This window comes from Achromobacter marplatensis, from assembly GCF_049060505.1.
Lineage (GTDB): Bacteria > Pseudomonadota > Gammaproteobacteria > Burkholderiales > Burkholderiaceae_B > Achromobacter > Achromobacter marplatensis_A.
The window spans coordinates 1-371 of sequence record NZ_JBMGRB010000040.1; the positions used below are offsets into that span (position 1 = coordinate 1).

The 371-nt window shown below is 63.3% G+C and carries 1 pseudogene; it reads right to left on the reverse strand.

The features are described 5' to 3' along the window. Nucleotides 1-371: pseudogene (locus tag ACI0FO_RS29455) on the reverse strand (NADP-dependent malic enzyme); the annotation flags it as partial.

The window sequence follows — 371 nt, forward strand, 5'->3', positions numbered from 1 at the left end:
TCGTCGTGAAAGACCGGGATCTTCATGCGTTCACGGAGCTTGCGCTCGACGGTGAAGCACTCCGGCGCCTTGATGTCTTCCAGGTTGATGCCGCCAAAGGTGGCTTCCAGCCCGGCAATGATCTCGACCAGCTTGTCCGGGTCGGTTTCGTTGATTTCGATGTCGAAGACGTCCAGGCCGGCGAACTTCTTGAACAGCACCGCCTTGCCTTCCATGACCGGCTTGGAGGCCAGCGCGCCGATGTTGCCCAGGCCCAGCACCGCGGTGCCGTTGGTGATCACGCCCACCAGGTTGCCGCGCGCCGTATATCGGAAGACATTGGCCGGGTCGGCCACGATCTCCTCACAGGCCGCCGCCACGCCGGGCGAGTA